28 protein-coding genes, 1 tRNA gene, 1 pseudogene and 1 riboswitch are annotated in these 26810 nt (G+C 64.8%); of the genes and pseudogenes, 21 read left to right on the top strand and 9 right to left on the bottom strand.

What is annotated here, in order from left to right; genetic code table 11:
* The first annotated feature begins 33 nt into the window (after positions 1 to 33).
* The 6 genes from pstS to phoB all read left to right on the top strand — a co-directional run bounded on the left by pstS (position 34) and on the right by phoB (position 5313).
* Positions 34 to 1047 carry a phosphate ABC transporter substrate-binding protein PstS gene (gene pstS / locus ACNJX9_RS38060; protein ID WP_057745432.1) on the top strand — a complete coding sequence of 338 codons (1014 nt, stop codon included), beginning with the start codon at positions 34 to 36 and terminating at the stop codon, positions 1045 to 1047.
* 147 nt (positions 1048 to 1194) lie between these two features.
* A complete protein-coding gene (gene pstC / locus ACNJX9_RS38055) occupies positions 1195 to 2184 on the top strand; it encodes a phosphate ABC transporter permease subunit PstC (RefSeq protein ID WP_057745182.1) in 990 nt (329 codons plus the stop codon).
* Between the two features lies 1 nt (position 2185).
* Positions 2186 to 3031 (top strand): phosphate ABC transporter permease PstA, encoded by an 846-nt coding sequence (pstA, locus tag ACNJX9_RS38050; RefSeq protein WP_439407203.1) that lies wholly within the window; start codon positions 2186 to 2188, stop codon positions 3029 to 3031.
* Positions 3028 to 3849 carry a phosphate ABC transporter ATP-binding protein PstB gene (pstB, locus tag ACNJX9_RS38045; protein ID WP_057745188.1) on the top strand — a complete coding sequence of 274 codons (822 nt, stop codon included), beginning with the start codon at positions 3028 to 3030 and terminating at the stop codon, positions 3847 to 3849. Before pstA ends, pstB begins: the two co-directional genes overlap by 4 nt.
* Before the next feature lie 11 nt (positions 3850 to 3860).
* On the top strand, positions 3861 to 4577 hold the full coding sequence (gene phoU / locus ACNJX9_RS38040) for a phosphate signaling complex protein PhoU (RefSeq protein ID WP_057745192.1): 717 nt from the start codon (positions 3861 to 3863) through the stop codon (positions 4575 to 4577).
* A 22-nt stretch (positions 4578 to 4599) separates the two neighbouring features.
* Positions 4600 to 5313 (top strand): phosphate regulon transcriptional regulator PhoB, encoded by a 714-nt coding sequence (phoB, locus tag ACNJX9_RS38035; protein WP_057745196.1) that lies wholly within the window; start codon positions 4600 to 4602, stop codon positions 5311 to 5313.
* A gap of 91 nt (positions 5314 to 5404) precedes the next feature.
* Here the strand turns inward: phoB and ACNJX9_RS38030 are convergent, their stop codons facing one another.
* Positions 5405 to 5917, bottom strand: a complete 513-nt coding sequence (locus ACNJX9_RS38030) for a GcrA family cell cycle regulator (RefSeq protein ID WP_018644522.1) — start codon at positions 5915 to 5917, stop codon at positions 5405 to 5407.
* A 467-nt stretch (positions 5918 to 6384) separates the two neighbouring features.
* On the opposite strand from ACNJX9_RS38030, the gene ACNJX9_RS38025 reads away from it, so the two are divergent.
* The 3 genes from ACNJX9_RS38025 (at position 6385) to ACNJX9_RS38015 (ending at position 9693) form a co-directional block, all read left to right on the top strand.
* Complete coding sequence (locus ACNJX9_RS38025; protein ID WP_439407200.1) at positions 6385 to 7587, top strand: aspartate aminotransferase family protein; 1203 nt, start codon at positions 6385 to 6387, stop codon at positions 7585 to 7587.
* The gene (gene argF, locus ACNJX9_RS38020) at positions 7587 to 8510 is read left to right on the top strand and encodes an ornithine carbamoyltransferase (protein WP_439407198.1); all 924 of its coding nucleotides are present in this window, start codon (positions 7587 to 7589) and stop codon (positions 8508 to 8510) included. Before ACNJX9_RS38025 ends, argF begins: the two co-directional genes overlap by 1 nt.
* A 163-nt stretch (positions 8511 to 8673) precedes the next feature.
* Positions 8674 to 9693 (top strand): Hsp33 family molecular chaperone, encoded by a 1020-nt coding sequence (locus ACNJX9_RS38015; protein WP_057745202.1) that lies wholly within the window; start codon positions 8674 to 8676, stop codon positions 9691 to 9693.
* A 122-nt stretch (positions 9694 to 9815) separates the two neighbouring features.
* On the opposite strand, the gene apaG is transcribed toward ACNJX9_RS38015, so the two are convergent.
* Positions 9816 to 10208: a Co2+/Mg2+ efflux protein ApaG gene (gene apaG, locus ACNJX9_RS38010; RefSeq protein ID WP_057745205.1), complete on the bottom strand. Its 393-nt coding sequence runs from the start codon at positions 10206 to 10208 to the stop codon at positions 9816 to 9818.
* 181 nt (positions 10209 to 10389) lie between these two features.
* On the opposite strand from apaG, the gene ACNJX9_RS38005 reads away from it, so the two are divergent.
* The 3 genes from ACNJX9_RS38005 to ACNJX9_RS37995 are packed head-to-tail and all read left to right on the top strand — an operon-like array spanning position 10390 to position 13457.
* On the top strand, positions 10390 to 11661 hold the full coding sequence (locus ACNJX9_RS38005; protein ID WP_057745207.1) for an OpgC domain-containing protein: 1272 nt from the start codon (positions 10390 to 10392) through the stop codon (positions 11659 to 11661).
* The gene (locus ACNJX9_RS38000) at positions 11661 to 12440 is read left to right on the top strand and encodes an SGNH/GDSL hydrolase family protein (protein WP_271598682.1); all 780 of its coding nucleotides are present in this window, start codon (positions 11661 to 11663) and stop codon (positions 12438 to 12440) included. The genes ACNJX9_RS38005 and ACNJX9_RS38000 overlap by 1 nt, the downstream gene beginning before the upstream one ends.
* Before the next feature lie 12 nt (positions 12441 to 12452).
* Positions 12453 to 13457, top strand: a complete 1005-nt coding sequence (locus ACNJX9_RS37995) for an SGNH/GDSL hydrolase family protein (protein ID WP_439407195.1) — start codon at positions 12453 to 12455, stop codon at positions 13455 to 13457.
* Positions 13458 to 13597: 140 nt separating this feature from the next.
* Here ACNJX9_RS37995 and ACNJX9_RS37990 read toward each other — a convergent pair whose 3' ends face one another.
* The gene (locus tag ACNJX9_RS37990) at positions 13598 to 14785 is read right to left on the bottom strand and encodes an O-succinylhomoserine sulfhydrylase (protein ID WP_057745218.1); all 1188 of its coding nucleotides are present in this window, start codon (positions 14783 to 14785) and stop codon (positions 13598 to 13600) included.
* Positions 14786 to 14858: 73 nt separating this feature from the next.
* Positions 14859 to 14938: riboswitch (SAM riboswitch) on the bottom strand.
* A gap of 110 nt (positions 14939 to 15048) precedes the next feature.
* Here ACNJX9_RS37990 and ACNJX9_RS37985 point away from each other — a divergent pair.
* The 3 genes from ACNJX9_RS37985 to ACNJX9_RS37975 all read left to right on the top strand — a co-directional run bounded on the left by ACNJX9_RS37985 (position 15049) and on the right by ACNJX9_RS37975 (position 18979).
* Positions 15049 to 16155 (top strand): 2'-deoxycytidine 5'-triphosphate deaminase, encoded by a 1107-nt coding sequence (locus ACNJX9_RS37985; RefSeq protein ID WP_057745221.1) that lies wholly within the window; start codon positions 15049 to 15051, stop codon positions 16153 to 16155.
* A gap of 167 nt (positions 16156 to 16322) precedes the next feature.
* Positions 16323 to 17369 (top strand): hypothetical protein, encoded by a 1047-nt coding sequence (locus ACNJX9_RS37980; protein WP_439407193.1) that lies wholly within the window; start codon positions 16323 to 16325, stop codon positions 17367 to 17369.
* A 167-nt stretch (positions 17370 to 17536) separates the two neighbouring features.
* On the top strand, positions 17537 to 18979 hold the full coding sequence (locus ACNJX9_RS37975; RefSeq protein ID WP_439407191.1) for an MATE family efflux transporter: 1443 nt from the start codon (positions 17537 to 17539) through the stop codon (positions 18977 to 18979).
* 90 nt (positions 18980 to 19069) lie between these two features.
* On the opposite strand, the gene ACNJX9_RS37970 is transcribed toward ACNJX9_RS37975, so the two are convergent.
* From ACNJX9_RS37970 to ACNJX9_RS37950, 5 genes and pseudogenes are all read right to left on the bottom strand, one after another.
* Positions 19070 to 19543 carry a hypothetical protein gene (locus ACNJX9_RS37970; protein ID WP_439407189.1) on the bottom strand — a complete coding sequence of 158 codons (474 nt, stop codon included), beginning with the start codon at positions 19541 to 19543 and terminating at the stop codon, positions 19070 to 19072.
* Between the two features lie 196 nt (positions 19544 to 19739).
* Positions 19740 to 20128: pseudogene (locus ACNJX9_RS37965) on the bottom strand (SRPBCC family protein).
* Positions 20129 to 20268: 140 nt separating this feature from the next.
* Complete coding sequence (locus ACNJX9_RS37960) at positions 20269 to 20628, bottom strand: VOC family protein (protein WP_439407187.1); 360 nt, start codon at positions 20626 to 20628, stop codon at positions 20269 to 20271.
* A 55-nt stretch (positions 20629 to 20683) separates the two neighbouring features.
* On the bottom strand, positions 20684 to 21523 hold the full coding sequence (locus tag ACNJX9_RS37955) for a helix-turn-helix transcriptional regulator (protein WP_439407185.1): 840 nt from the start codon (positions 21521 to 21523) through the stop codon (positions 20684 to 20686).
* Positions 21524 to 21532: 9 nt separating this feature from the next.
* Positions 21533 to 22111 carry a methylated-DNA--[protein]-cysteine S-methyltransferase gene (locus ACNJX9_RS37950; RefSeq protein WP_439407183.1) on the bottom strand — a complete coding sequence of 193 codons (579 nt, stop codon included), beginning with the start codon at positions 22109 to 22111 and terminating at the stop codon, positions 21533 to 21535.
* A gap of 176 nt (positions 22112 to 22287) precedes the next feature.
* Between ACNJX9_RS37950 and ACNJX9_RS37945 the strand changes: the two genes are divergently transcribed.
* Positions 22288 to 22361 (top strand) — tRNA-Gly (locus tag ACNJX9_RS37945).
* Positions 22362 to 22378: 17 nt separating this feature from the next.
* Complete coding sequence (gene rpiB / locus ACNJX9_RS37940; RefSeq protein ID WP_439407181.1) at positions 22379 to 22828, top strand: ribose 5-phosphate isomerase B; 450 nt, start codon at positions 22379 to 22381, stop codon at positions 22826 to 22828.
* 7 nt (positions 22829 to 22835) lie between these two features.
* On the opposite strand, the gene ACNJX9_RS37935 is transcribed toward rpiB, so the two are convergent.
* Complete coding sequence (locus ACNJX9_RS37935; protein WP_057742653.1) at positions 22836 to 23831, bottom strand: alpha/beta fold hydrolase; 996 nt, start codon at positions 23829 to 23831, stop codon at positions 22836 to 22838.
* A gap of 175 nt (positions 23832 to 24006) precedes the next feature.
* Here ACNJX9_RS37935 and ACNJX9_RS37930 point away from each other — a divergent pair, with 175 nt between their 5' ends.
* The 4 genes from ACNJX9_RS37930 to ACNJX9_RS37915 all read left to right on the top strand — a co-directional run bounded on the left by ACNJX9_RS37930 (position 24007) and on the right by ACNJX9_RS37915 (position 26763).
* On the top strand, positions 24007 to 24588 hold the full coding sequence (locus ACNJX9_RS37930) for a helix-turn-helix domain-containing protein (protein WP_439407179.1): 582 nt from the start codon (positions 24007 to 24009) through the stop codon (positions 24586 to 24588).
* Positions 24588 to 25100 carry a GNAT family N-acetyltransferase gene (locus tag ACNJX9_RS37925; protein ID WP_162268319.1) on the top strand — a complete coding sequence of 171 codons (513 nt, stop codon included), beginning with the start codon at positions 24588 to 24590 and terminating at the stop codon, positions 25098 to 25100. Before ACNJX9_RS37930 ends, ACNJX9_RS37925 begins: the two co-directional genes overlap by 1 nt.
* Positions 25101 to 25102: 2 nt before the next feature.
* Complete coding sequence (locus ACNJX9_RS37920; RefSeq protein WP_057742659.1) at positions 25103 to 25564, top strand: GNAT family N-acetyltransferase; 462 nt, start codon at positions 25103 to 25105, stop codon at positions 25562 to 25564.
* Between the two features lie 152 nt (positions 25565 to 25716).
* On the top strand, positions 25717 to 26763 hold the full coding sequence (locus ACNJX9_RS37915; RefSeq protein WP_271598695.1) for a LacI family DNA-binding transcriptional regulator: 1047 nt from the start codon (positions 25717 to 25719) through the stop codon (positions 26761 to 26763).
* Positions 26764 to 26810: the final 47 nt, after the last annotated feature.

Here is a 26810-nt window from a genome sequence, read left to right as displayed (position 1 = left end):
GATGGCGCTTCGCTCCCCTGTATGGAGACCAGCATGAATTTCCTCAAAACGATCGTCGCTGCCGGCTTGGTCGCCGCAACGACGACGGCGGCGTTCGCTGCCGACATCACCGGCGCAGGTGCGACGTTCCCGTTCCCGATCTATTCGAAGTGGGCTGATGCCTACAAGAAGGAGACCGGCAACGGTCTGAACTACCAGTCGATCGGTTCCGGCGGCGGCATCAAGCAGATTCAGGCCAAGACCGTGACCTTCGGTGCCACCGACATGCCGCTCAAGGCCGAGCAGCTCGAGAAGGACGGCCTTGCCCAGTGGCCGATGGTGATGGGCGCCATCGTTCCGGTCGTCAACCTCGAAGGCGTCAAGCCTGGCGAGATGGTGTTCGACGGCGAGACGCTCGCCAACATCTATCTCGGCAAGATCACCAAGTGGGACGACGCCGCGATCAAGAAGCTCAATCCGAACGTGAAGCTGCCGTCGGAGGCGATCACCGTGGTTCGCCGCTCGGACGGTTCGGGCACCACCTTCAACTTCACCAACTATCTCTCCAAGGTCAGCGCCGACTGGAAGAGCAAGGTCGGTGAGGGCACCGCGGTCGAATGGCCGGTTGGCGTCGGCGCCAAGGGCAACGAAGGCGTTTCGGGCAACATCGGCCAGACCAAGAATTCGATCGGCTATGTCGAGTACGCCTACGCCAAGCAAAACAAGCTGACCTACACCAAGATGGTCAATAAGGGTGGCAAGACCGTTGAGCCCACCACCGAGGCCTTCCAGGCGGCCGCCGCCAATGCCGACTGGTCCAAGGCGCCCGGCTACTACGTCATCCTGACCGACCAGCCCGGCGACAAGTCCTGGCCGATCACGGCGGCGACCTTCATCCTCATGCACAAGGATGCCACCGACAAGGCGGCCTCGCAGGAAGCCATCAAGTTCTTCCGCTGGGCCTTCAAGAACGGCGCCAAGGCAGCCGAGGAGCTCGATTACATCCCGATGCCGGACAGCGTCGTCCAGCAGATCGAGAAGACCTGGTCTGCCGAGATCAAGAGCTAAGCTCTTTGTCCTCCGGAGGCGGTGCGACCTTAGTGGCCGCATCGCGGACCACACGACTTCGGCCCCGGATCGGCTTCGCGTCGCGTCCGGGGCGCGAAACTGACAGCAAGCGTAAATAAACCGGTACAGGGGATCGGCGTGGCAGATATGGCTGTCGAGAGCAATGCAATTGATGCCGCCGGTCCGTATGATCGCGCCAAGGCCTTGAGCGCGTTCAAGCTCGGCGATGTCACCTTCTACTGGATCACGCGGCTTTCCGCGATCTCGGTGCTCCTCATCCTTGGCGGCATCATCCTGTCGCTGATCGTCGGTGCCTTCCCGGCGATGAAGGAATACGGCTTTGCGTTCCTGTGGACGCAGCGCTGGGCGCCGTCGGCCGATCCGCCCGTGCTCGGCGCGCTCGGACCAATGTACGGCACGCTCGTCACCTCCTTCATTGCGATGCTGATCGCCATTCCCGTCGGTCTCGGCATCGCGATCTTCCTGACCGAGCTCTGCCCGCAATGGCTGCGCCGCCCGATCGGCATGGCGGTGGAACTGCTCGCCGGCATTCCCTCGATCATCTACGGCATGTGGGGCTTCTTCGTGCTGGGACCGTTCCTGGCCAACACCTTCCAGCCCTTCATGATCAAGATCTTCGACGGCGTCCCGGTGCTGGGCGCGGTCTTCGCAGGTCCCCCGTCCTATCTCAGCCTGTTCAACGCGGCGCTGATCCTCGCAATCATGGTGCTGCCTTTCATCACCTCGATCTCGGTCGACGTGTTCAAGACGGTGCCGCCGGTGCTGAAAGAGGCCGCCTATGGTGTCGGCTGCACCACCTGGGAAGTGGTGCGCAGCGTCGTGATCCCCTACACCCGTGTCGGCATCATCGGCGGGGTCATGCTGGCCCTGGGCCGCGCGCTCGGCGAGACCATGGCGGTGACCTTCATCATCGGCAACTCATTCCGCATCTCGTCATCGATCTTCGCGCCTGGCACCACGATCTCGGCGGCGATCGCATCCGAATTCGCCGAGAGCGACGGCCTGCACCAGTCCGGCCTGATCCTGCTCGGCCTGTTGCTGTTCGTGCTGACATTCTTCGTGCTCGCCGCCGCCCGGCTGATGCTGCTGCGCCTGGAAAAGAAGGCGGGGAGGTGACATGAACCCGATCTATGTACGCCGTCGCCGCAAGGACATCATCGTCCGTGGGCTCTGCTTCGGAGCCGCCGCCGTCGGCGTCACCTGGCTCGCGCTGATCCTGCTCACGCTGCTCTACAACGGCATTGCCGGCCTCAACCTCGACCTGTTCGTCGCCGATACCCCGCCGCCGGGCTCGACCGAAGGCGGCCTGCGCAACGCCATCGTCGGCTCGCTGATCATGACCGTGATCGGCGTCGGCATCGGCGCGCCGCTCGGCCTGTTCGCCGGCACCTATCTCGCCGAGTACGGCCGTAACGACAAGCTGACCTCGGTGATCCGCTTCATCAACGACATCCTGCTGTCGGCGCCGTCGATCATCATCGGCCTGTTCATCTACGGCGCGGTGGTGGTGCCGATGCGCGGCTTCTCGGCGATCGCAGGCTCGCTCGCGCTCGCCGTCATCGTGATCCCGGTGGTGCTGCGCACGACCGAGGACATGCTGCTGCTGGTGCCGAATGCGCTGCGCGAGGCCGCCTCCGCGCTCGGCCTGCCGCGCTCGCTGGTGATCAAGCGGATCGCCTATCGTGCGGCCCGCTCCGGCCTCATCACCGGCGTGCTGCTCGCCACCGCCCGCGTCGCCGGCGAAACCGCGCCGCTGCTCTTCACCGCGCTGTCGAACCAGTTCTTCAGCCTCGGCCTGAACAAGACCATGGCGAACCTGCCCGTCACCATCAACAATTTCGTCCAGAGCCCTTACGCCTATTGGAAGCAGCTCGCCTGGAGCGGTGCGCTGTTGATCACGCTCACCGTGCTTGCCCTGAACATTGGCGCCCGCATCCTCGGTGCCGAGAGGACCGCAAAATGACCGACTTGTCCGTATCCGTGAGCTCCAACGCGCACCTCGCCTCGCAGCAGCCGCTGCCGGAAGCTCCGGCCAAGGTGACGGTGCGCAACCTCAACTTCTATTACGGCGAGCACCAGGCGCTGAAGAACATCAATATGACGCTCGGCACCAACCGCGTAACCGCCTTCATCGGCCCGTCCGGTTGCGGCAAGTCGACCCTGCTGCGCATCTTCAACCGGATGTATGACCTCTATCCGGGCCAGCGCGTCACCGGTCAGCTGATGCTGGACCAGACCAACATCCTCGACCCCAAGCTGGATCTCAACCTGCTGCGCGCCCGCGTCGGCATGGTGTTCCAGAAGCCGACGCCGTTCCCGATGACGATCTACGAGAACATCGCCTTCGGCATCCGCCTCTATGAGAAGATCTCGAAGTCCGAGATGGACGACCGCGTCGAGAAGGCGCTGCGCGGCGGCGCGCTGTGGAACGAGGTCAAGGACAAGCTCAACGCCTCCGGCCTGTCGCTCTCGGGCGGCCAGCAGCAGCGCCTCTGCATCGCCCGCACCGTCGCGGTGCGGCCTGAAGTGATCCTGTTCGACGAGCCCTGCTCGGCGCTCGATCCGATCTCGACCGCCAAGGTCGAGGAGCTGATCCAGGAACTGTCCGAGAACTACACCATCGCGATCGTCACCCACAACATGCAGCAGGCGGCCCGCGTCTCCGACAAGACCGCCTTCATGTATCTCGGCGAGCTGATCGAGTTCGACGACACCAGCAAGATCTTCACGTCGCCGTCGGACCGGCGCACGCAGGATTACATCACCGGCCGGTTCGGCTGAGGAGACAGGACATGGCTTCCGAACATACCGCAAAAGCCTTCGACACCGACCTTCAGGAGCTCACCCGCCTGGTCGCCGAGATGGGCGGCATCGCCGAGCGCATGATCGTCGATTCCGTCGATGCGCTGATCCGCCGCGACGTCGCGCTGGGCCAGCGCGTCGTCACCATCGATGCCGAGCTCGACGCGCTGCAGAAGAAGATCGAGGAGCGCGCCGTGCTGACCATCGCGCGCCGCCAGCCGATGGCGGTGGACTTGCGCGAGATCGTCGGCGCCATGCGGGTTGCGACCGACCTCGAGCGCATCGGCGACCTCGCCAAGAACATGGGCAAGCGCGTCGCAGCGCTGGAGACGGATTTCCATCCGCTCAAGCTGTTCCGCGGCCTCGAGCACATGACGGACCTCGTGCAGCAGCAGGTCAAGTCGGTGCTCGATGCCTATGCCGCGCACGACCTGCCGGCGGCGATGACGGTGTGGAAGGGTGACGAGGAGGTCGATGCCATCTGCACCTCGCTGTTCCGCGAGCTCCTCACCTACATGATGGAGGATCCGCGCAACATCTCGTTCTGCATCCATCTGATGTTCTGCGCCAAGAACATCGAGCGGATCGGCGACCACGCCACCAACATCGCCGAGACCGTGTTCTACATGATCGAAGGCCAGGCCATCACCGACAAGCGGCCGAAGGGCGACATGACGACCTTCGCCACGACGGTCCCGAACACCTGATTACGCAAGGAGCGACGAGCCCATGGGCGCACGCATTATGGTGGTTGAGGACGAGGAAGCTCTGACCGAGCTTCTCCGCTACAACCTCGAAGGCGACGGCTATGACGTGGAGACGGTGATGCGCGGCGACGACGCCGACACCCGCCTCAAGGAGCACATCCCCGATCTGATCGTGCTCGACTGGATGTTGCCGGGCCTGTCCGGGATCGAGCTGTGCCGCCGGTTGCGGACGCGATCCGACACCAAGCAGCTGCCGATCATCATGCTCACCGCGCGCGGCGAGGAGAGCGAGCGTGTCAGGGGCCTTGCCACAGGCGCCGACGATTACATCGTCAAGCCGTTCTCGGTGCCCGAGCTGCTCGCGCGGGTCAAGGGCCTGCTGCGGCGCGCCAGCCCCGAGCGGCTCGCGACCGTGCTCGCCTTCGGCGACATCGAGCTCGATCGCGAGAAGCGCCGCGTGGCGCGCTCGGGTCGGCCGATCGATCTCGGACCGACCGAATATCGCCTGCTGGAGTTCTTCCTGGAGCATCCCGGCCGGGTGTTCTCGCGCGAGCAGCTGCTCGACAGCGTCTGGGGCCGCGACATCTATATCGACGAACGCACCGTCGATGTGCATATCGGCCGCCTGCGCAAGCTGCTCAATCTCGGCCGCGAGCAGGACCCGATCCGCACCGTCCGCGGCGCAGGCTACGCGCTCGACGATCGCTTCGCGAAGGCTGAGCAGACCTCAAGCTAGGCTGCCCGCCAGCAAACAAAAAAAGCGCGCCTGGTGGCGCGCTTTTTTTCGTCCCGGCCTGTCCCGCGACGATGTCGTCTGAACCAAGTACTCAGCGCGTGCCTGGCTTCGCCGGCGCCCGCCGGCGATCCGCCGCCGGCTGATACGCCACGCGCGAGTGCTGGGCGCAGTAGGGCAGGCCTGAGAGCGCCTTGCCGCCGCAGAAGAAGAAATCCGGGCTTGAAGGATCGCCGACCGGCCAGTGGCAGGTGGCCTCGTTCAATTCGAGCAACGAGAGCCGCTGGCTCATCGGCACAACGTTGTCGTAGGTAACAGGTTCAGCCTCGACCTCGACCTCGAAGGCCTGCGCCAGCGCGGTGTTGCCGCGCGCGATGGGGCGGCTCACCCGCATCATGTGCTGTGCGGGACGCGCCTTGCGCGGCCGCGGAGCTGCTGATGAGGGGCTCTTGGCGCGGCCGGACAGGCCGAGCCTGTGCACCTTGCCGATTACGGCGTTGCGGGTCACGTTTCCAAGCTCAGCGGCGATCTGGCTGGCCGAAAGTCCGGCCTCCCAGAGCTTTTTCAGCTGCTCGACGCGATCATCTGACCAGGTCAAAACCGTCATTGCATCCTTTCCTTCGCCGGCGCCAGCCATCTGTGGGGCCTCACGACGAATGCCTAAGCTTCGAAAAACCCGTGCCGCCAGAATCCCTTAAGGCTCGCCGGGCGCGCCAGATGCGCCCGAACGTTTACGCCGGTACATGAGGACTTTTGGGATCAGAACCGCTGCACGAGATGTCGTATCTGACAAGCCAAACGCTACAATATGCCGTGACTCACGCGCAAGAGTCCGCCGACTCGCTTCCACATGTTCCGTGGCGAAAATCCCGCAAAATCGCCACCGCAAGACTACGGATTCAGCGTTTCGCGAGGCTTTCCGGGCGGCATTGACACCCGTATTGCCAGGCATAAGATAGTCGCGCGTGCCGCCCTTAAAAGGCGGCACGTTTCGTTTTCCGGGCCAAATGACGCGCTGCGCCATGCGTGTTCAGGCCGTCCGAAACATCCGAAGTGACCACCAAAGAGATCGTCATGACCAACAGCGCAGCGCCGCATTTGCTCCCCGTTTTCGCCAGGGCCGATATCGGTTTTGAGCGCGGTGAAGGCGTCTGGTTGATCGCAACCAATGGCGATCGCTATCTCGATTTCACCTCGGGCGTCGCGGTCAATGCACTCGGCCATGCCCATCCGGCGCTGGTCAAGGCGCTGCAGGAGCAGGCCACGAAACTCTGGCACATGTCGAACCTGTTCCAGAGCCCTGACGGCGAGAAGCTCGCTGCGCGTCTTTGCAACGAGAGCTTTGCCGACTTCGTGTTCTTCTGTAATTCCGGCGCCGAGGCGCTGGAGGGCGTGATCAAGCTGGTCCGCCATCATCACTTCTCCAAGGGCCATCCGGAGCGCTATCGCATCATCACCTTCGAAGGCGCCTTCCACGGCCGCACGCTGGCGACGCTGGCGGCGACGGGATCGGCAAAATATCTCGAAGGCTTCGGTCCGCCGATGGACGGCTTCGACCAGGTGCCGCATGGCGACATCGAGGCCGTGAAGAAGGCGATCGGCCCGCATACCGCCGGCATCCTGATCGAGCCGATCCAGGGCGAGGGCGGCGTACGTTCGGCGACTTCAGCCTTCCTCAAGGCGCTCCGCCAGCTCTGCGACGAGAAAGGCTTGCTGCTGGCCTTCGACGAGGTGCAGACCGGCATGGGCCGCACCGGCGATCTCTTCGCCCATCGCCGCACCGGCGTCACACCCGACGTGATGTCGCTGGCGAAAGCGCTCGGTGGCGGTTTTCCGATCGGTGCGATCCTGGCGACCGCGGATGCGGCCGCCGGCATGGGCCCCGGCTCGCACGGCTCGACCTTCGGCGGCAATCCGCTGGCGATCGCGGCCGCGAACGCCGTGCTCGACGTCATGCTCAAGCCCGGCTTCTTCGACCACGTGCAGAAGATGTCGCTGCTGCTCAAGCAGAAGCTCGCCTCCGTGATCGACCGTCATCCCGATATCGTCAGCGAAATCCGCGGTGAGGGGCTTTTGATCGGCATCAAGGCCGTGGTGCCATCAGGCGATCTGGTCGCAGCCTTGCGCAACGAGAAGCTGCTTACCGTCGGCGCCGGCGACAATGTCGTGCGCTTCCTGCCGCCCTTGATCGTCACCGAGGCGGAAATCGAGGACAGCATCGTCAGGCTCGAGCGCGCCTGCACGGCGCTGTCAGGCAACAAGCGGGCGGCAAGCTGATGAGCAAGGCACCCAAGCACTTCCTCGACATCAACGAGCTGCCGCTGTCGGAGCTCAAGAGCATGCTCGCGGCCTCCTCCGCCATGAAGGCGAAGCAGAAGGCGCATCAGCCGGTGCGGCCGCTCGAAGGCAAGACGCTGGCGATGATCTTCGAGCGTCCGTCGACCCGCACGCGCGTCTCGTTCGACGTCGCCATGCGCCAGCTCGGCGGCGAGCCCATCATGCTCACCGGTGCCGAGATGCAGCTCGGCCGCGGCGAGACCATTGCCGACACCGCGCGCGTGCTGTCGCGCTATGTCGACGCCATCATGATCCGCATCCTCAATCACGAGGCGCTGCTGGAACTCGCGGCGAACGCGACCGTGCCCGTCATCAACGGCCTGACGCGGCGCTCACATCCGTGCCAGGTGATGGCCGACCTCATGACCTATGAGGAGCATCGCGGCCCGATCGAGGGCCGCACCGTGGCCTGGACCGGCGACGACAACAACGTGCTGGCGTCCTGGGCCCATGCCGCCGAGCGCTTCAAGTTCAAGCTCAATGTCGCAACGCCGCCGGAGCTTGCCCCGAAGAAGGTGATGCGCGACTTCATCAAGGCGACGGGCGCGCCGATCGTGCTCGGCACCGATCCCGAGGCCGCCGTGAAGGGCGCAGATTGCGTCGTCACCGACACCTGGGTGTCGATGGGCGACAAGGAGGGCGAGCACCGTCACAACGTGCTCAAGCCCTACCAGGTCAATGCCAAGCTGATGTCGCTGGCCAAGCCCGATGCGCTGTTCATGCACTGCCTGCCCGCCCATCGCGGCGAGGAGGTCACCGACGAGGTGATCGACGGTCCGCAGTCCGTCGTGTTCGACGAGGCCGAAAACCGCCTGCACGCGCAGAAGGGCATTTTGGCCTGGTGTTTTGACGCGGTGAAGTAGGCTCACTTGTAGCCCGGATGGAGCGCAGCGAAATCCGGGGTTCTTAACGCGGAAAGACTTCCCCGGATTGCGCTGCGCTCCATCCGGGCTACGCGGCCCGCCATTCTGAGCACGGAATGCGGGGGCCCTTCCATTTCCGCCCTCCGACCCCAGATAAAGCGCCATGGTCTCCCAATCCCCCGACATGAAAACCAGGCCCGAAAGCCCGGTTCGCGCGCCTTCCGCAGTTCCCGTCGATGACGCCGTGCTGCCCTACGAGGTCGATGCGCTCGATGTGCGCGGCCGTCTGGTGCGGCTTGGCCCGGCGCTCGACGACATCCTGACCAAGCATGATTATCCCGCACCGGTCGGCAAGTTGCTCGGCGAAGCCATCGTGCTGACGACGCTGCTCGGCTCGGCGCTCAAATTCGAGGGCCGCTTCATCCTGCAGGCCCAGACCGACGGGCCGGTGTCGTTCCTGGTGGTCGACTATCAGGCGCCCGATCGCCTGCGCGCCTATGCGCGCTTCGATGCCGAGCGCCTCGGTGATGCCAAGGAACCTGGAATGAATTCCGGCACGCTGCTCGGCCGCGGTCATCTCGCCATGACCATCGACCAGGGGCCCGATATGAGCCGTTACCAGGGCCTGGTCGCGCTCGACGGCGGCAGCCTGGAAGACGCCGCCCACGAATATTTCCTGCGCTCCGAGCAGATCCCGACGCGCGTGCGCCTTGCGGTCGGCGAGGAGTGGCGCTCGAGCGACGGCGGCAAGCACCGCTGGCGCGCCGGCGGCATGCTGATGCAGTTTTTGCCAAAGGCGCCGGAGCGCGCGCGGCAGGCCGATCTGCATCCCGGCGATGCGCCCGAGGGTCTTGAGGCTCACAGCGTCGCCGAAGACGATGCCTGGGTCGAGGCGCGCTCGCTGATCGAGACGGTCGAGGACGTCGAGTTGATCGATCCCGATCTCTCCGGTGAACGGCTGCTCTACCGCCTCTTCCACGAGCGCGGCGTGCGCGTGTTCAATCCGCTGGTCCTCAAAGCGCAATGCTCCTGCTCGCGCAACGCGGTCGCGTCCATGCTGAAGAGCTTCTCGCCTGACGATCGCAGCGCCATGGTCAAGGACGACAAGGTCGTCGTGACCTGCGAGTTCTGTAGCTCGGTGTACGAATTCACGCCGGATGAAGCGGGCGTGGAAGACGCGTAGGCGCCAGCATTGTAGGATGGATTAGCGAAGCGTAATCCACCTCTTTTCTCTCTGCGGAAACGGTCAGTGGTGGATTACGCCTTCGGCTAATCCATCCTACGATACCGCGCTTGGCGCCGCCTCTAGTTCAACACCCGCTTGTTGTCGGGGCTGTCCAGCGAGAACGTCGGCACGTCGATCTCGAAGCGCTCGCCGGTTTCGCTGACCATCAGGTAGCGGCCGGTCATGAAGCCGGAGGCGGTGGAGAGTGGCACGCCCGAGGTGTATTCGAAGCGTTCGCCGGGGGCGAGCACGGGCTGCTCGCCGATCACGCCCTCGCCCTTGACCTCCTGCTGCCGCCCGGTGGCATCGGTGATGATCCAGTGCCGCGTCTTGAGCTGCACGGTCTCGTCGCCCGAATTGGTGATCACGATGGTGTAGGACCAAAAATACCGCGAGCGGTCGGCCGAGGACTGTTCCGGAACAAAGTTCGGCTCGACGGTCACTTCGATCTGGCGGGTCACGGCGCGGTACATGGCTGTCATCATAACGAAAACCCGGCCAGGAACCAAACGCCCCAGGCGGCCTTGGCGACATCGTCCCGCCCGAATTCACGAAGAAGTACACCCCAGATGTGATCCGGCCGCTTTGCGAGGCGGCGACCGGACCGGTACACTCCTGAAACGTCGCGATTTGCGGAAGGGTTTTTGGGTCCCCATGACCATTGCCGATCAAGTGACGGGATCGACGATCGCGGGAACCGCGGGCGCCAAGCCCGCGGAGGCCAAACCGGTCGACGCGAAGCCGCGCGTTGCTGCGCCGGCCATCACGCTGCCCGCCATCGGCGAGCGCGAGCTCAGGCTCGATCTGTTCCGAGGCCTCGCGCTGTGGCTGATCTTCATCGACCATCTGCCCCCCAATCTGCTGACCTGGTTCACGATCCGCAATTACGGCTTCAGCGACGCCACCGAGATCTTCATCTTCATCTCGGGCTACACCGCAGCCTTCGTCTACGGCCGCGCGATGCTGGAGAGCGGTGTCGTCATCGCCACGGCACGCGTCCTGCGGCGGGTCTGGCAAATCTATGTCGCCCACGTCTTCCTGTTCACGATCTTCCTCGCCGAAATCTCCTACGTCGCGACCAGCTTCGAGAACCCGCTCTACACCGAAGAGATGGGCATCATGGATTTTCTCAAGCAGCCCGACATCACCATCGTGCAGGCGCTTCTCTTGCGCTTCCGTCCCGTCAACATGGACGTGCTGCCGCTCTATATCGTCCTGATGCTCGCGCTGCCGCTGATCCTGTGGTCGATGAAATGGCGGCCCGATGTCACGCTCGCGCTCTCGGCGCTGCTTTACGCGGCGACCTGGCAGTTCGATCTGTACTTCTCCGCCTATCCGAACGGCTTCTGGGCGTTCAATCCCTTTGCCTGGCAGTTGCTGTTCGTGTTCGGCGCATGGTGCGCGCTCGGAGGTGCGCGACGCATGTCGCGCATTCTGGCATCGCCCGTGACGATGTGGATCTCGATCGGCTATCTCGTTGCGGCGTTCTATGTGACGCTGACCTGGTACGTCCCGCAGCTTTCGCACTTCATGCCGAAGCGGATCGAGCAGTGGATGTATCCGATCGACAAGACCGATCTCGACGTGCTGCGCTTCACGCATTTCCTGGCGCTGGCCGCGCTCACCGTGCGCTTCCTGCCGCGGGAATGGCCGGGCCTGAAATCGCAATGGTTGCGGCCGCTGATCGTGTGCGGCCAGCACTCGCTGGAGATCTTCTGTCTCGGCGTCTTCCTGGCCTTTGCCGGCCATTTCATCCTGGCCGAGGTCTCCGGTGGACCCGCCATGCATGCGCTGATTAGTCTCTCAGGAATCCTGATCATGTGGGCGATGGCCTGGGTGATTTCGTGGTACAAGCGCGTAGCTGACAAGAGCGGCGCGAAAACCAAAAACGCCGTCGGCAACGCCGATCTGGCGGGAGGGGGCTGATGACGGCGAAGGTTATCCTGAGCCTGATCCTGCTATGCGGGTACCTCACCGCGCCTTCGGCGCGCGCAGACGAGGCCGCGCCTGCGACGCCGCCGATCCCTGCAGCCTGTGAAGTGCCGCCTTATCTGCTCGCCACCGAGAGCCAGCTCCCCAAGGTCGCCGACGCCGTCAAGGCGGGCAAACCGCTTGAGATCCTCGTGATCGGAAGCCGGTCGACGACGATCCCATTTTCGGAAAGCAGCTCCTATCCGGCACGGATGGAGGCGATCTTGAAAGAGAAACTGCCCCCTTCGGAGACCGTGCACGTATCCGTAGAACTACAGAGCAAGAAGACGGCGGAGGAGGCCGCCGGAACCTTCGTTAAGCTGATGGAAGCAAAAACACCTACTTTGGTCATCTGGCAGACCGGGACGGTGGATGCTATCCGATCGATCGATCCCGATGACTTTCGCGGCGCCGTGACCGATGGGGTCGCTGCGCTGCAACATGCAGGGGCTGACGTCGTCTTGATGAATTTGCAATACAGCCCGCGTACCGAATCCATGATCTCGGCACCGCCTTATCTCGACAATATGCGGGTGGTGGCGCAGGAGCATGATATCCCGCTGTTCGATCGTTTCGCGATCATGCGGCAGTGGAATGATCAGGGTCAGTTCGACTTGTTCAGCGCCTCGCGCGGCCCTGAGCTGGCGAAGCAGGTCCATGATTGCCTTGGCCGGGCGTTGGCGCAGTTCGTGATCGATGCTGCCCATCTGGGGCCGACCGAGCAGCAGAATTGAGGTCTAGCGTTAATGAGTTCTTTCCGCCCTTTTGGCCTGTCGACATGGTTGTCCGCGCCCGCAGTGGCGACGCTGCTGCTGATGCTGATGCCTGTGCTGCAGGCGCCTGCCCGAGCTCAGGCCGCCCAGGCGACTGCCGCGCCACAGCAGGCCGCTAACCCAGCGCCCACCTCGCCGTCGCAGACCACGGTTGCGGCGACGGCCCAGCAGCCCACCGATCAGCGCGGCCTCACCTCGCGCGCCATCGACAAGGTGAAGCAGGTCGCAAAATCCGCCGGCGATATTTTCAGCCGCGTCCCCTGCCTGCCGCCGAAGGGCGGCGCCAAGACGATGGGCTCGCTGCCGCATGTCGCGGGCAAGCTCGTCGCGGGCAAGCCCGTCGTCATCGTCGCGTTCGGCTCGTCGTCGACTGCGGGCTATGGCGCGAGCTCGCCCGACTTTAACTATCCGAACCGTCTCGCTGCGCAGCTGCGCCGGCAATATCCGACCGCTGACATCACGGTCATCAATGCCGGCGTCGGCGGCGAGGACGCGCCCGAGATGATGAAGCGCCTCCAGAAGGAGGTGATCGACGTGCATCCGGATCTCGTGATCTGGCAGGTCGGCACCAACGCCGTGCTGCGCAATCTCGATCCCGGCGACACCGCCAAGATGGTCGAGGACGGCATCACTCGCATCCAGGCGGCGGGCAATTCCGATATCGTGCTTGTCGACCCGCAATATTCGCCCAGGGTCACCGAACGTCCCGAGAGCGCAAGCAAGATGGTGAAGCTGCTCGGCAAGGTCGCCGAGCTTCGTCACGTCGGCATCTTCCCGCGCTTCGAGGTGATGCGCGACTGGCACGAGAAGCAGGCGCTTCCGGTCGAGAGTTTCGTCATCGCCGACGGCCTGCACATGAACGATTGGGGCTATGCCTGCTTCGCCCAGCTGCTCGGCGACGACATCATCCACTCGGTCGGCCAGATCAAGATCGGGGTGAACGTGCCCGCGGACGTGCGGACCTATCGGCCGATGTAACTCCGCTGCCGTAGGGTGGGTTAGGCGAAGCCGTAACCCACCATGCCTCATCGAATGCCGAACGAAGTTGGTGGGTTACGCCGAGCAGATGCGCTTGGCGCATCCGCTCGGCTAACCCACCCTGCGACTTCGCGATCACCTCACGCCTTCTCCAGCGCCGCGGTCAGATCCTCGATCAGATCATCGGCATGCTCGAGCCCGGCCGAGAAGCGGATGAATCCCTCGCTGATGCCGAGTGCGGCACGATCCTCCGGCTTCAGCCGCTGATGCGTCGTCGTCGCCGGATGCGTGACCAGGCTCTTGGCATCGCCAAGATTGTTCGAGATCTTTGCGAGCTTGAGCTCGTTGAGCACCCGGAATGCAGCCGCCTTGCCGCCTTTGACCTCGAAGCCGACCAGCGTCGAGCCGCCGCGCATCTGCTTCTTCACCAGAGCCGCCTGCGGATGGTCCTCGCGGCCGGGATAGACCAGCCGCGCGATCTTGGGATGGCTCGCCAGCACATCGGCGATGCGCGCTGCCGTGTCGGTCTGCGCGCGCACGCGCACACCTAGCGTCTCCAGGCCCTTGAGCAGCACCCAGGCGTTGAACGGCGAGATCGATGGGCCGGTCTGGCGCATGAAATTGTGGATGTGCTCGGCGATGAAGGCTTCCGAGGACAGGATGATGCCGCCCAGGCACCGGCCCTGGCCGTCGATGTGCTTGGTCGCGGAGTAGACGACGACGTCGGCGCCTAACGCGAGCGGGCTCTGCCAGATCGGCGTCGCGAAAACGTTGTCGACCACGAGCCGCGCGCCGCCCTTGTGGGCGATCTCGGCAATCGAGGGAATGTCGAGCACGTCGAGCGTCGGATTGGTCGGGCTCTCCAGGAAGAACGTCTTGGTGTTCGGCTTCACCGCGCGTTGCCATTGGTCGAGATTGGCGCCATCGACCAGCGTGGTCTCGATGCCGTAGCGAGGAAGCAGATCCTGAATGACGTAGAGGCACGAGCCGAACAGCGCGCGCGAGGCCACGACATGGTCGCCGGCCTTGAGCGGCGCGAGGATCGCCGTCGTCACCGCGGCCATGCCTGTCGCCGCCGAGCGTGCCGCTTCGGCGCCTTCGAGCTCGATCATGCGGCGCTCGAACATCGCGATCGTCGGATTCGAGTAACGCGAATAGATGAAGCCGGGGTCTTCGCCCTTGAACCGCGCCTCGCACTCCTCGGCGCTGTTGTAGACATACCCTTGCGTCAAAAACAGCGCCTCCGATGTCTCGCCATATTGCGAGCGCAGGGTGCCGGAATGGACCAGGCGGGTTTCGGGGCGGTAAGAGGCAGGCGACTTCGACATAGGACCCTCCGATATGACCGTCTTGTCGAGATGGTCATAAAAAAACCGGCCTGGATATCTCCACGGGCCGGGATCACAGAGGTCCCCGGCCTGTTTAGCGACTTATTTAACGTGGCTGCAAGCCGGCCGGCTCAAATCACCACGGGATAAGTGATGCTCATATTCCGCAATGCCCTTTCCGTCAAGGCGTCCATCGGATAGCCGTAAAAGGCTCGTATGTCCCGCAAGTCCGGATATACGCGACCCCTGACGAGGACCCCCGGTTGACGTTCACGGTTGCCGCCGACGCCAATGGTATCCTGCCCGACCGCATGATCGCGGCGATGGCGGAAGCGGGCCTCATCCTGCCCGCCTATGATTTCGTCGAAAGCCAGATCCAGCCGGCGAGCCTCGATCTGCGTCTCGGCGATATCGCCTATCGCGTCCGCGCCAGTTTCCTGCCCGGTCCCGGCGCCACCGTCGCCGAGCGCATCGACGAGTTGAAGCTGCACGAGTTCAGCCTCGCCGACGGTGCGGTGCTGGAAACCAACTGCGTCTATATCGTGCCGCTACTGGAGAGCCTGGCGCTACCGCCGGAGATCGTCGCGGCGGCCAATCCGAAAAGCTCGACCGGCCGGCTCGACGTCTTCACCCGCGTGATCGCCGACGGCACGCGCCGCTTCGATATGATCGGCGCCGGCTATCACGGCCCGCTCTATGCCGAGATCAGCCCGAAGACGTTTCCGGTGCTGGTCCGCGAAGGCTCGCGCCTGAGCCAAGTGCGCTTCCGCACTGGTGACGCCATCCTCAATGCCGATGCGCTCGAAAGCTTGCATGCCGTTGAGCGTCTCGTCGACATCGACGATGCCGATCTGACCGGCGGCGTCGCCGTCTCGGTCGATCTCTCCGGGGAGAAAGGCAATGGCTTCGTCGGCTATCGCGCCAAGCGCCACACCGGCGTGGTCGATGTCGATCGCCGCTCCGGCTATGCGGTGGAAGATTTCTGGGAGCCGATCTCGGCCCGTCCCGACGGCAGCCTGATCCTCGACCCCGGCGAGTTCTACATCCTCGCCTCCAAGGAAGCCGTGCAGGTGCCGCCCGATTACGCGGCGGAGATGGTGCCGTTCGACCCGCTGGTCGGCGAATTCCGCGTGCATTATGCCGGCTTCTTCGATCCCGGCTTCGGCTATGCCGGTGCCGGCGGGCTAGGATCGCGCGCCGTGCTGGAAGTGCGCTCGCGCGAGGTGCCGTTCATCCTCGAGCACGGCCAGATCGTCGGCCGTCTCGTCTACGAGAAGATGCTGTCCCGCCCCGACGCCATGTACGGCCAGCGCATCGGCTCCAACTACCAGGCGCAGGGCCTCAAGCTGAGCAAGCATTTCAGGGTGTAATTTTCGTAGCCCGGATGCAGCGCAGCGCAATCCGGGACTCTTGCGCTTGCGGCACTAAACCCGGATTTCGCTGCGCTCCATCCGGGCTACGACAGAAATCGCGCACCGGTTGCGCCAGCCCATCCGCGATGACACACTCCCGCAAAACAACAAGCCGGGAGCAAACGATGACCGCCGCAGACGCCACGCAAGCAGCGCAATGGAAGCGCTGGCGTGCGGTCGCCGATCTCTACCACGCCTATTTCACCGGCCTGATCCTCACCGTGGTGACGCGCCGCGGCACGGCTGACGCCGCCGAGTTCGTCTTCCGCGTATTCCGTCGCCAGCAGCAGGAGCGCTTCCTGCCCGGGCTGAAGAAGCTCGGGATCGATCATCTGCCGCCGGCGGTGGCGGCACAATATCACTATCTCTCCAACTGGATCGGCGGCGTGCATGTCGAATACATGTATGAGAGCGACACCAAGGCCTGGATCCGCTATCCGCCGCCGCGCTGGATCTGGAAAGGCCCGGCAATCTGCGGCGTGCCGGGCGAGGTGAGCCGCGCGATGCTGCGCGGCTGGCACGCCAACAACGGCGTCGCACTCGGCGATCTCCGGCTGGGCTTCGTCTGCACCAAGCAGAGCGTCGACGGCCAGGACGGGCTCGAAGGCTACTACCATCAATACGACCATCCGCTCGAACCGGATCAACGCCTCGTCTACGCGCGGCATCTGGAGGCCCCGCTGTTCGATCCGAAGACCGCGCCGGCGCTTCCCCTCGCTAGCTGGCCAAGGCCGCGGCTCGAAAAGGCCTATCGCAACTACGCCATGGAATATGTGCGGACCGCCGCGCCGGTGATGGTGCAACTATTCGGGCCGGAAGATGCCGGCTATCTCCTGCACATCACCGGCAAGCTGATCGGCATGCAGTTTTTCGATGAGATCGCGGCGCCGCTGGCGATGCGCCCCGGCGGCGCGAGCGAGTTCGCGTCCTTCCTCGGCGCGCTGCTCGCCGCGCAGGACGATGCGGCCGAGATCACGCAATCCAAAGGCAGCTTCGAAATCCGGCAGCAGAGCTGGAAGCTGATGGACGACGTCACTGACTATCACCACGCCTGCGCCAAGGTGCTGGAGGGATTGTTCGAGGGACTCGCCGCCGGATGCGGCCGGCACATCGGCGTACACCTGCGCCCAACGGCAGGCGGCCGCCCGCCGTTGGTCTGGACGATCGGTTAATTCCACCTATCGAAATGCGCTGCCGCAGGGCACGCCTGCACCTGACGCAGGAGGAATCGGCAACCAGCGTGCTAACAAGTGCGCAGCCGCGCCTTTCGCGCGAGCAAGTTGATTGATGCACCTAAGCATTGCCACGCCGCGAATGGCGGATTTGTCCGGGAGAGGAAATGACTGAGGTCGCCGAGATCCCGGTCGATGAGCAGGAACGTCCGCGCCCGTCGCCCACGCGCCCGACACGGAGCGCGCTGATCGACGGGCCGATCCTGCGCACGCTGCTCTCCCTCGCCTGGCCGAACGTTGTCGCGCTGTCCGCCGGCACTTGCACGGTGATCGCCGAGACCTCCTATATCGGCCGTCTCGGCGTCGAGGCGCTGGCCGCGATGGCGCTGGTGTTTCCGACAGTGATCCTGACCATGACCATGTCGGGCGGCGCCATGGGCGGCGCCGTGGCCTCCTCCATCGCACGCGCGCTCGGCGCCGGCGATCGCGAGCGTGCCGGGACGCTGGCTGCGCATGCGCTGCTGATCGGCATCATCTTCGGCCTCGTCTTCATGCTCGGCATGCTGATCTTCGGCCCTCAGGTGCTGACGATGCTCGGCGGCCGCGGCAATGTGCTGACGCATGCGATCGCGTACACCCAGGTGTTCTTCGGCGGGGCCGTGCTGCCGTGGCTGCTCAACACCATGGCGGGCGTGCTGCGCGGCACCGGCAATATGCGCCTGCCGTCGTTTCTCATCCTCAACTCTGCGGTCTGGCAGATCGTGCTCGGCGGCACGCTGGGCCTCGGGCTCGGCCCGTTTCCGCAACTCGGCATGCGCGGCGTCGCCGCCGGCGCGCTGATCGCCTACTCCATGAATATCTGCGTGATGGGCTGGTACCTGTTCTCCGGTCGCGCCCGCGTCGTTCCAAAACTCCGCGGCTTGCGCATCCAATGGGTGATGTTCTTCGACATCCTCAAGGTCGGCGCCATCGCCTGCTTCTCGCCGCTGCAATCGGTGCTGACGATCTCGATCTTCACCCACATGCTGGCCAAATTCGGCACCGCGATCCTCGCCGGCTACGGCATCGGCGCGCGGCTCGAATTCCTGCTGACCTCGATCGCGTTCTCGTTCGGTATCGCCTGCGTGCCCATGGTCGGAATGGCGATCGGGGCGGGCCGCATCGCGCGGGCGCGCCGCATCGCCTGGACCGCCGGTGCCGCCGCCTTCATGGCCGTCGGCGCGCCAGCATGCTTTGTAGCGATCTTCCCCGATCTCTGGGTCAACATCTTCACCGACAGCGCGGCCGTGCGCGCGGCGAGCCATCAATATCTCTCGACGGTCGGGCCGTTCTACGCGTTCTTCGGCCTTGCAACGACGATGTATTTCTCCTCGCAAGGTGCAGCAAAGGTGATCGGTCCTGTGCTGGCGCAGACCGCCCGGCTGATCTACATCGCGGGCATCGGCTGGTGGCTGTCGACGCATGACGCGACCGCGCAAAGCTTCTTCTGGCTCGCCGCGAGCTCGATGGTCGTGCTCGGCGTGCTCTCATGCTCCAGCGTGGTGCTGACGCGCTGGGGGCCGCGAGACGCAAAACTCGCCGTCGCGCCTGTGCTCTCGGTTGCCGATTAGCGGACGATCCGGAAAAGTGGGAACCGGTTTTCCGACAAGATCATCCGCAAACAAAGCAGCTCAACCGCGGCGGCGAGACGCCGTTGCGCTTTAGCGATGCCTGTGGCGGCGATGGCCGCCGCCGACATTGGCGAGCCGCATCAGTTGCGGGATCATCGCCATCATGTCGCCGCCGCCGGCGCCGCCGAGCATGCCCATGATATCGCCGCCGCCCATGCCGCCCATCGGTGCGTAGCCGGCGCCGTAATTGGGTGCGCCGAATCCCCCGCCGAGATTGCCGCCGGCGAGGCCGCCCATGCTGCCGCCCATCATTCCGCCAAGGCCACCGCCGCCATTCTCCATCATGCGGCTCATCATCGGGCCCATGGTCTGCATCAGCATGGCGAAGCGGCGCTTGCCCATCTTCGCCTTCATCATCTCCAGCATCGGCGCCATCTGGGTCATCATGTCCTGGCCGCCGGCACCTCCGCCGCCGAGGAACTGCGCGTTGGCCGGCGCGCTCGAAATCGAAAACAACAGCAGCACGGCAGCTGCCTGGCAGATCACCTTGTCCGCACCTCTCATGGCATGCTCCTCGCGTGCGTGGCGCCGCCGGGAGAGCGAGGCCGTCAGGACGCACGCGGCCATGGTTACGGACGATGAGGGGCGGGCTCTGTGAGACGGATCACGTTGCACGCGCATGATCCGGAAAAGTGTGCAGCGGTTTTCCCTCGCGACAAACGCGGAATGCGTTTGCGCGGAGATCATGCGCAAATAAAAACTACGGGAAGGCCTTGTGCATGGCGGCGACAGCCAGCTTGGTCTGCTCCTGCACGTAAGCTGCAAGCTCGTTCGGCAGCATGTCGATGGTCCAGATCAGGCGGCAGCTTGCCTCGCCGTCGGCGATCACCTGCACCGAGGCGCTGTAATGCTTCAGCCGCTCGCTGCTGATCGCGTAGACCAGCCGCTGCCTGATATCGTCGCAATCGACCAGCACTTCGCGCGCAACCGAGCCGTTGGCGAAGGTGACAATGCGCGTATCGCCGTCGAGCTGGCATGCGGTGACGAAGCCCGGCACCAGCCGCTGAGGCAGCGCGCCGAAATCGCGCACCGCGTCCCAACGTCGCGGGCCGGGGCGGGGAGGGAGACGTCGTTGTGGATGGAGGCCATGTTGTTTCCTCAAATCCGGAATCAGGAGGGTGGGCAAAGGTGCGCTCTTCGCGCGCCGTGCCCACCGTCTGCATCGTTGCGCGCATTGGTGGGCACGCTACGCTTTGCCCACCCTACGAGATCACGCGCGTGGCGATCGCTCACGTACAAACCGCCTCGACATTATTGCCATCGGGATCGATCAAGAACGCCGCGTAGTAGGTCGGGCTGTAATCCTTGCGCGGGCCCGCGCCGCCATTGTCACGGCCGCCGCTCTTCAGGCCCTCGCGGTGAAACGCCTTCACGGCGTCATGGTCCTTGGCACGAAACGCGATATGCGCGCCGTCGGCCTTGCGGCCCTTGTTCAGATGCAGCCACAATGCCGGCTCGCCCTTCGGCCCGAACCCGGCATAGCCGTCGCCGCTCGAGCACAGCACGTAACCGAGCGGCGCCAGTGCCGCGGTGTAGAACCGCGTGGCGGCGTCGAGGTCGGCAACGCGCAATCCGATATGGTCGTACATGATCGTCTCCATTGCAAAGCGCGCCGCTCGTGGCGCGCACCGGAGACGAGCCTAGTCAGTTGAGGGCGAGCCGCTCTTGGAGAATCTTGCGCATCCCCTTCGAGGCCTGGCGGAACCTGGTCGGCGACAGGCCGGCGGCGCGGTGGAAGGTGCGGACGAAGTTGGAGAGGTCGCCGAAGCCGACGTCATAGGCGATGTCGGTGACGGCCATGTCGTCGTCCGCGAGCAGGCGCGCCGCGTGCCGCAGCCGCGAGCGCACCAGATATTGATGCGGGGTGACGCCGAGCACGTTGGAGAACAGCCGAAGGAAATGGAACGGGCTCAAGTCCGCCAGGCGCGCGGCCTGTTCCAGATCGATCTCGTCATGCGAATTGGCGTCGATCCACAACGCGGCCTCGACCGCACGGCGGCGGTCGCGCGCCGTCGGCGTGACCCGCTTGCGCGGCTTGCCGGAGACGACATCGACAAAGCGGCCGGCGAGAATCTGGCCGATCTCGTCGAGGCCCAAATCGCTGTTGCCATCTGCCGCCGTCTGGGCAAGCTCGCCCAGCACCATCAGCTCAGGCAGCGGCGGTGTCGCGCCGACCTGCCAGGTCTCGCGCCGCCCGCCGAGGGCATCGACCAGATTGTCGCTAAAGAAGAAGCAGAGGCAGACGTCGCCGCAGACATGTTCATGCGTGCAGGTGTATTCCTCGCCGGGCGCACCGACCAAAAGCGAGCCGGCCACCAGCTCGAAGACGCCGGCGCGGCAATGGCAGCCAAAGCTGCCGGAGCGGACATAGGCGATGGAATGACCGGTGCGACACTCGGCAAACGGCGTGTCGCCCGGTCCCGCGTCGCAGCGAAACTCGCAGACGGTCACCGACTGAGACGTCAGCAGCGTGGTCGCATCCATCCCGCATATTTAGGAGGGGGACCGCGACGGGGCAACGGGCAGCAGCACCTCGAACAGCGTCTTGCTGGCGATCGGGTGCGCGCCTTCGAGCGCCAGCAGGCGTCGCTTGGAGATCACCCCGCCATAAGGCGAAATCCGGTCGGCATAGCCGCCGGTTTCCAGCACGCGGTGGCAAGGCACGATGATCATGTAGGGATTTTTGGCGATCGCCTGCGCCACCGAATGCGCGGCGCCTGAGGCGCCCAGCGCCTTGGCGATGTCGTGATAGGTGCGCGTCTCCCCCCGCGGGATGGTGCAGGTGTATTCGTAGACCCGCCGGTTGAAGGCCGGCACGCCGCCGGCGTCGAGGCTGACGTCGGAAAAATCGGGGTCGCTGCCCTGCAGCAGGCCCACGATACCCTCGATGGCGAGCTCGGTGTTAACAGGCGCGACTTGCTCGCGCGCCTCGGGATGGACCTGGAAAATCCGGCGGCGGGTGTCGATCTCCCGTGCCTCGGGCAATTGCACGGCGACCACGCCGGTGCTGCTCCAGATGATGCCGCAGCGCCCTATCGCCGTGTCGAATATCGTGTAGGCACGCCCCACCATGCACACGCCCCACTCAGTGCACGCTGCTCCCCCGACACCGCTATCATAACACTGCCACAATTCGGCGCACCTGGAATCTTGCCAGGACATTAACAACTGTCCGGCCTGACGCGCCAAACCGCTTGGCGCCGGACACCGTCTCGGCTAATCAGGATGGGCGCAGGACACGCGCATCGGCGGGCGTAGTTCAATGGTAGAACGGCAGCTTCCCAAGCTGCATACGAGGGTTCGATTCCCTTCGCCCGCTCCAATCACCCGGGACAGCAAATGGCCGACAAGGACGAAAGCACGCGCTTGGTCGCGATTGCCTGTGATCACGGGGGCTTTGCTCTCAAGCAAGCGCTGAAGTCCGCGCTATCAGATGTGACGTGGCTGGACCTCGGCACCCACAGCGCGGCGTCCGTCGACTATCCCGATTTCGCCCACAAGCTGGCCGACGCGATCAGGGACGGCAAGGCCAGGCGCGGCGTCCTGATCTGCGGGTCGGGCATCGGCATTTCCATGGCCGCCAACCGGCACGCCCATATCCGTTGCGCGCTCGCGCATGATGTCACCTGCGCACGGCTCTGCCGGCAGCATAATGACGCGAATGTTCTGGCGCTGGGCGGCCGCACGACCGGCGAGGTGGTCGCAAAGGAATGTGTCGAAGCGTTCCTGGGGACGGCGTTCGAGGGCGGGCGCCATCAAAAGCGCATCGACAAGCTCGGGACCTGCTAGCGACCGCTCAACCCGGCAAGCTGCGCAGGAAGTCGACCAGCGCCGCGTTCACTTCGGCGGGCCGCTCCTGCTGCGTCCAGTGTCCGCAGCCCGGCAGCATTTTGATCTCGCGCAGCTGTGGCACCCATTGCTTCATGTTGGCGAGATGCTCGGCCGCACCGGGGAAGGCGATCACCATGTCGAGGTCGCCGGCCATGAACAGCGTGGGCACTGTTACCTTGACGCCCTCGAACGCGCCCATCAGCTCCCAGTTGCGGTCGATGTTGCGGTAGTAGTTGAGCGGCCCGCGAAAACCGCTGCGGGCGAATTCGGCGGCGTAATAATCGAGGTCGGCGGCGCTGAGCCACGACGGCAACGGCACCGGCACTTTCGGCAGCATGCCGTCCTTGCGCGAGACCATGCCGACGCCTCTTGACGTCTGTCCGCTCGCGGCCGCCATGGCGCGAATGGCGGTGGCGCCCTCGCCGGAGCCGCCGAACAGCATCGCGGCGAGCGTCTTGCGCGTATCAGCCTCGAATTCCGCTTCGGCGACCCCGGGCTGCTGAAAGTACAGTTGATAGAACTGGGCTTCCTCGGTCTGCGGCATCACGCTGGTCGGTCGCACCTCGCTGCGCGGGCGATACGGCACGCTGAGAATGGCAGCGGCGCGAAAGCGGTCGGGGCGCAGCCGCGCCGCGTGCCAGGCGATCCCCGCACCCCAGTCATGGCCGACGATGATGGCGCTCTTTGCCGCGAACGCATCGAGCGCGCCGACGAGATCGCCGATCATGTGGAAGATCGTGTACTGGTCGATCGCCTCGGGCTTGTCGCTCTTGCCGTAACCGCGCATGTCGGGCGCGACGGCGTGGTAGCCGGCCGCCGCCACCGCCTCGAGCTGATGACGCCAGGAATACCAGCTTTCCGGAAAGCCGTGGCAGAGCAGCACCAGCGGCCCCTCGCCCTGTTCGGCGATGTTGAGGTTGATGCCGTTGGCCTTGATGATCCGCTGCGTCGGTCCGCTCATGTCGTCGCCTCCCCGCTGCATGGTTGTTGGGCGCATCCTAAACGTTACTGCCCGGAGCGCAAAGATTCCAATATATTAGCCTCTCGTTCGCGGCACGCCCCGCTCCTCCGCCCTAAGCTCTGCCCTGTCCGGCGGATGCGGTCCCTGTGCCGGGCGATGTTCGGATCGGAAGGCCATGGACCAGCAAAAACTCGATCGCGCGATCGGTCGCCGCTTGAAGACTCTGAGGATGCAGGCAGGGATGACGTTGAACGAGCTCGCCAGCCGATCCGGCGTCAGCCGGGCCATGATCGGTCGGGTGGAGCGGGCGCAGAGCAGCGCGACGGCGGCGCTGCTCAACAAGCTTTGCGCGGCGCTCGATGTCTCGCTGAGCGACGTCGTTGCACTCTCGGAGAAGCCGCCGGAGCGGCTGACGCGCCTCGCCGACCAGCCGCTATGGCGCGATCCCGATAGCGGCTACCGGCGCCGACATGCCTCGCCCGTCGATGCGGCGAGCGGCATCGAGATCATCGTCGTCGACATGCCGGCCGGCGCGCGGGTGCCGTACAGCCCCTGGGGCCGCAACGCCTTCACCCAGCAGCTCTTGATGCTGGAGGGCGCGGTCTGCGTGCATATCGACGCCAAGACGGTGCGCCTGCGCGAGGGCGACTGCCTCGACTTCGACGTCATGCGCGCGGTGACGTTCGAGAACGAAACCAAGCAGGATGCCCGCTACGTCATCATCACCAGGCGCGGCACATCTTACGGGAAAATGTGATGCCGCTGATCATACGGGACGCCACGCTGGAGGATGCCGCGGACATCCTCGCCATCTACAATTTCGCCGCGATCAACACCACGGCGGTCTGGACCGACGGGCCGGCCGATCTCTCTTCGCGGCGCGAATGGATCCGCGCAAGGCAGCAGGCGGGCTATCCCGTGCTGGTCGCGATGAAGGGCAGGGATGTCGTCGGCTTCGCCTCGTTCGGCGATTTCCGTCCCTTCCCCGGCTATCGCCACACCGTCGAGAATTCGGTCTATGTCGATGAGCGCCATCACCGCGCCGGCATCGGCCGCAGCCTGCTGGCCGCGCTGATCGAGCGCGCTGCGGCGATGAACAAGCACGCCATGATCGCCGGGATCGAGGCCCTCAATGCCGGCTCGATCGGCCTGCACGCCTCGCTCGGCTTTGTCGAGGTCGCCCGCATGCCGGAGGTCGGCTGCAAGTTCGGCCGCTGGCTCGATCTCGTCTTCATGCAGAAGACGCTTGCAACTGACGTGAGGCCATGACGATGCAGATCCGTACCGGCGATACTTTTGACCCGCGCGTCGTCGCATTGCTCGACCATCACGTTACGGCAGCGCGGGCGCAGACCGCTCCGGGCAGCGCGCACGCGCTCGATCTCGCCGGGCTTCGTGCCAACGACGTCGCGTTCTGGACCGGCTGGGACGGCGAGACGCTGGTTGCGACCGGCGCGCTGAAGACGCTCTCGGCAGAGCACGGCGAGGTGAAGTCGATGCATACGCTGCAGACCACGCGCCGCCGCGGCTTTGGTGGGGAGATGCTCCGCCACATCATCGCCGAGGCGCGCAGGCGCGGCATGACACGGCTGAGCCTGGAGACCGGCTCCTGGGACTATTTCAAGCCGGCGCACGCGCTCTACCGGGCCCACGGCTTCGTGCCTTGCGCCCCGTTCGAGGGCTATGTCGAGGACCGCAACAGTCTCTTCCTCGCGCTGGATCTCGGCGCATAGAACCTTCTCAAGCGAAATGGCTAACGGTTGGCGCAATAAGGCGCGTCAAAACAAAGACCTAGGCGAAGTCCTGCGCAACCGGCGCTCGAAAATGGCGTCCTGCCCCTCAAAATGAGTTGCGCACCTCAAAACGCCTCTGCTAGCCTTCAGCCATGGCTGAAGAGACCGCATCCGCCGCGCTGACGCTGAAGGACATCGCCCGCGAGGCCGGTGTCAGCCTCGCTACGGTCGACCGCGTCTTGCATAACCGTCCGGGCGTGCGGCCGGACACGGTCCGGCGCGTCCAGGAGATCATCGCGCGCAACGCCTTCCAGCCGCATGTGGCCGCGGCCGAGCTCGCCCGGGGCCGCGCCCGCCGGTTTGCCTTCGTGATGCCTGTCGGCGCCAACCCGTTCATGCTGCAGATCAAGGCCTATCTGGGCGAGATGTCGGCGTGGCTCTCTGCCCGCCGCCTCGCCGTTGAGATGGTCATCACCGACGTGTTCGACCCGTCGGTGCTGGCGGCCTCGCTGGAGGAGCTTGCCGGCAGCGAGTATGACGGCGTCGCGGTCGTCGCACTCGACCATCCGAGCGTGCGCGCCGCCATCAATGATCTCGTCGACCGTGGCATCAAGGTCGTGACGCTGGTGTCCGACGTGCCCTCGTCGCGCCGCCACCACTATGTCGGCATCGACAATATCGCCGCGGGCCGCACCGCGGGTGCGCTGATCGGAAGGCTGGTCGGCCAAAGATCCGGCAAGATCGCCATCATCGCGGGGTCGCAGGGCCTGCGCGACCATGCGGAGCGCATTTTCGGCTTCAATCAAGTGATGGCGTCGGAGTTTTCGCACCTCGACATCCTGCCTTTGCTCGAGGGGCGCGACGAGGACGACCGCTCTCAGCAGCTGATCTCGCGGCTGCTCGGCAGGCACCCCGATATCATCGGCCTCTACAATGTCGGCGCCGGCACGCAGGGCGTGGCCACCGCTCTGACCGAGGCAGGTCGCGACAAGCAGATCGTCTTTATCGCTCACGACCTCACGGCGATGACGCGCAGATTGTTGCTGCAGGGCACGCTGGATGTCGCGATCTCGCAGAATCCGGGGCACGAGGCGCGCGCCGCCGTGCGCGTGCTGCTGTCGCTGGCGCGGAACGAGCCGATCTTGAGTGAACAGGAGAAGATTCGCATCGACATCCTGATGCGGGACAATCTGCCGTAACCGAAAGGGCGCGGCGGTCGTGTGTTGAAATGAGTGATTGCGGCAAG

It is taken from the genome of Bradyrhizobium sp. BLXBL-03 (assembly GCF_051853015.1).
GTDB lineage: Bacteria > Pseudomonadota > Alphaproteobacteria > Rhizobiales > Xanthobacteraceae > Bradyrhizobium > Bradyrhizobium manausense.
The sequence above is the reverse complement of the archived record's forward strand: the minus strand, read 5'-3'. Positions and strand labels throughout refer to the sequence as shown.

Bases quoted from the DNA above. Each gene is read 5' to 3' on its own strand.
- pstS (WP_057745432.1), top strand. From the start codon at position 34: ATGAATTTCCTCAAAACGATCGTCGCTGCCGGCTTGGTCGCCGCAACG.
- pstC (WP_057745182.1), top strand. From the start codon at position 1,195: ATGGCTGTCGAGAGCAATGCAATTGATGCCGCCGGTCCGTATGATCGC.
- pstA (WP_439407203.1), top strand. From the start codon at position 2,186: ATGAACCCGATCTATGTACGCCGTCGCCGCAAGGACATCATCGTCCGT.
- pstB (WP_057745188.1), top strand. From the start codon at position 3,028: ATGACCGACTTGTCCGTATCCGTGAGCTCCAACGCGCACCTCGCCTCG.
- phoU (WP_057745192.1), top strand. From the start codon at position 3,861: ATGGCTTCCGAACATACCGCAAAAGCCTTCGACACCGACCTTCAGGAG.
- phoB (WP_057745196.1), top strand. From the start codon at position 4,600: ATGGGCGCACGCATTATGGTGGTTGAGGACGAGGAAGCTCTGACCGAG.
- ACNJX9_RS38030 (WP_018644522.1), bottom strand. From the start codon at position 5,917: ATGACGGTTTTGACCTGGTCAGATGATCGCGTCGAGCAGCTGAAAAAG.
- ACNJX9_RS38025 (WP_439407200.1), top strand. From the start codon at position 6,385: ATGACCAACAGCGCAGCGCCGCATTTGCTCCCCGTTTTCGCCAGGGCC.
- argF (WP_439407198.1), top strand. From the start codon at position 7,587: ATGAGCAAGGCACCCAAGCACTTCCTCGACATCAACGAGCTGCCGCTG.
- ACNJX9_RS38015 (WP_057745202.1), top strand. From the start codon at position 8,674: ATGGTCTCCCAATCCCCCGACATGAAAACCAGGCCCGAAAGCCCGGTT.
- apaG (WP_057745205.1), bottom strand. From the start codon at position 10,208: ATGTACCGCGCCGTGACCCGCCAGATCGAAGTGACCGTCGAGCCGAAC.
- ACNJX9_RS38005 (WP_057745207.1), top strand. From the start codon at position 10,390: ATGACCATTGCCGATCAAGTGACGGGATCGACGATCGCGGGAACCGCG.
- ACNJX9_RS38000 (WP_271598682.1), top strand. From the start codon at position 11,661: ATGACGGCGAAGGTTATCCTGAGCCTGATCCTGCTATGCGGGTACCTC.
- ACNJX9_RS37995 (WP_439407195.1), top strand. From the start codon at position 12,453: ATGAGTTCTTTCCGCCCTTTTGGCCTGTCGACATGGTTGTCCGCGCCC.
- ACNJX9_RS37990 (WP_057745218.1), bottom strand. From the start codon at position 14,785: ATGTCGAAGTCGCCTGCCTCTTACCGCCCCGAAACCCGCCTGGTCCAT.
- ACNJX9_RS37980 (WP_439407193.1), top strand. From the start codon at position 16,323: ATGACCGCCGCAGACGCCACGCAAGCAGCGCAATGGAAGCGCTGGCGT.
- ACNJX9_RS37975 (WP_439407191.1), top strand. From the start codon at position 17,537: ATGACTGAGGTCGCCGAGATCCCGGTCGATGAGCAGGAACGTCCGCGC.
- ACNJX9_RS37970 (WP_439407189.1), bottom strand. From the start codon at position 19,543: ATGAGAGGTGCGGACAAGGTGATCTGCCAGGCAGCTGCCGTGCTGCTG.
- ACNJX9_RS37960 (WP_439407187.1), bottom strand. From the start codon at position 20,628: ATGTACGACCATATCGGATTGCGCGTTGCCGACCTCGACGCCGCCACG.
- ACNJX9_RS37955 (WP_439407185.1), bottom strand. From the start codon at position 21,523: ATGGATGCGACCACGCTGCTGACGTCTCAGTCGGTGACCGTCTGCGAG.
- ACNJX9_RS37950 (WP_439407183.1), bottom strand. From the start codon at position 22,111: ATGGTGGGGCGTGCCTACACGATATTCGACACGGCGATAGGGCGCTGC.
- rpiB (WP_439407181.1), top strand. From the start codon at position 22,379: ATGGCCGACAAGGACGAAAGCACGCGCTTGGTCGCGATTGCCTGTGAT.
- ACNJX9_RS37935 (WP_057742653.1), bottom strand. From the start codon at position 23,831: ATGAGCGGACCGACGCAGCGGATCATCAAGGCCAACGGCATCAACCTC.
- ACNJX9_RS37930 (WP_439407179.1), top strand. From the start codon at position 24,007: ATGGACCAGCAAAAACTCGATCGCGCGATCGGTCGCCGCTTGAAGACT.
- ACNJX9_RS37925 (WP_162268319.1), top strand. From the start codon at position 24,588: ATGCCGCTGATCATACGGGACGCCACGCTGGAGGATGCCGCGGACATC.
- ACNJX9_RS37920 (WP_057742659.1), top strand. From the start codon at position 25,103: ATGCAGATCCGTACCGGCGATACTTTTGACCCGCGCGTCGTCGCATTG.
- ACNJX9_RS37915 (WP_271598695.1), top strand. From the start codon at position 25,717: ATGGCTGAAGAGACCGCATCCGCCGCGCTGACGCTGAAGGACATCGCC.